The following is a 1,936-nucleotide window of genomic DNA, read 5'->3' on the forward strand; positions in this document are numbered from 1 at the left end:
CGCGCGGCAGGCCGTAGTCGCTGAACACGCTGCGGCGCACCGTCCGCGTCAGGTTGTTGCCTTCGAGGGCGATGCGCAGCCGGGGCGTGATCGCGTAGCTGAGGTAGGCGTCGACCATGCCGTAGCCCTTCATCGTCACGGGCGTCAGCGCGGTCACGCCGTCGTTGCTGGGGAAGCTCAGCCGCGAGCCGACGGTGTAGTCGCTGCGCCAGTTGTAGGCCAGCCGCGCGGAGAAGTCGCCCAGGTCGTACATCGCCACCAGGTTGGCGCTGCGCTTGGACAGCCCCTCCAGCGGCGCGCTGCGGCCGTCGATCGGGCTCGGGGCGGCGCTGTCCACCAGCGTGAAGTTGGCCTGCAGGCCCAGCCCGCGCAGCAGTCCGGGCAGCTTGTTGAAGAAGCCGGTGTAGCCGACCTCCAGGCCGCGGATGCGGCCGTCGCGGCCGTTGCTCGGCGTCGTGAGCGTGTAGCTGGTGCCGTTGATCGTGGTCTGCGTGCTGGTGGTCTGGATGAAGCCCGACACGTCCTTGTAGAAGGCCGCGCCGTAGACCGAGTCGCTCTTGGACAGGTAGTACTCCAGCGTCGCGTCGACCTGGCTGGCGCGCAGCTTGTCGAGCTCCGGATTGCCCTGGTAGCCGGTCCGGTCGTTGACGTTGAGGCTCAGGCTGGGCGTGAGCTGGTCGAAGTTGGGTCGCGTGACCACGCGTGACAGCGCCAGCCGCGCCAGCAGGTCGGGCGTGAGCTCGAGCTTGAGGTTGAGCGAGGGCAGGAAGTCGGTGTCGGTCTTGGACAGGTCCACGCGACCGCCGCTGGTGGCGGTGTAGCCGCGCTGGGTGCGCGTCGTGACGGCGCGCACGCCGACGTTGCCGGTCAGCGGCAGGCCCGCGAGCGTGGTGTCCAGGTCGCCGGCGACGTAGACGGCCGCGGCGCGCTCGCGGAACTCGAAGCTCTGCGCCGGATCGAGCTCGGGCACCGTCAGGTTGAAGGTGCTGCGCACGGCTTGCGCGTCGCGCAGCCAGCGCGTGTCGGTGACGGTCAGCCACTGGCGCGGGATGTTGCCGGCGCCGGCGTCCTTGAGCAGGTTGTCGTAGGGCAGCAGGCCCACCGCCGGGATCTGCGACAGGTTGAACATCCAGATGTCGTCGATCGTGTTGATCTCGGCGCTGCTGGCGCGGCGGTCGTTGAGCCGCACGCCGGCGTGCAGCGTGGTCAGCGCGCCGAAGTCGACCGGCTTGTCGCCATCCAGGCGCCACGCGGTTTCCTTGCCGGTGTTGCGGGTGCGGAAGTACAGCGCCTTGTCGGCCCAGTAGTTGGCCGGGTTGTCGAGCTGCGCGGTGGGCGAGAACGCCGACGGCAGCTTGGTGCCCAGGTCGAAGCTGTAGCTGACCGGGTCGTTGGCGAAGGTGCCCAGGCGCACCTCCTGGTAGAAGCGGTCGAAGGTGCTGCGGGTGTGGCTGAGGTCGCTGCGCAGCGTGGCGTCGCCGACCTTCCACTTGCCGGCCAGCGCGAGCTGGTCGATCTTGGTGTTCTCGTCGGCCACCGAGCCCGAAGTGCTCATGCTCGCGCCCCAGAAGCTGCCCGAGACGAACCGGCCGTTGGCGTCGGTCTGGATCGCGCCGTTCGGCCAGAGCTGGCCCTGGTTGGCGGTGTTGCTCCAGTTGGCCCAGAAGGGCGATGCGTAATGGCCGTAGACGTCGGTGCGGCTCTTGAGCTGGGTGTGGTTGAAGTCCAGCGTGTATTCGCTGCGGCCGTCGGGGCGCCATTGCAGCGAGGCGCTGGCGGCCTTGCGGTCGCGCTCGCCGAATTCATAGGCCAGCCACTGGCCCAGCGGCGCGACGGTGCCCGAGCCATCGGCCAGCTGCGCCGGGTTGTCGAGCTCCTGCGTGTCGGAGCGGTAATCGCGCTTCTGCGCCGACACGCTGAGCAGCGCGCCGAACTC

Annotated in this window: 1 protein-coding gene; it reads right to left on the reverse strand. The window is 69.3% G+C overall.

The features are described 5' to 3' along the window. A partial coding sequence (locus tag FUT87_RS12850) for a TonB-dependent receptor (RefSeq protein ID WP_147241272.1) occupies positions 1 to 1,936 on the reverse strand: 1,936 nt, incomplete at both ends.

The organism is Mitsuaria sp. TWR114 (assembly GCF_007997345.1).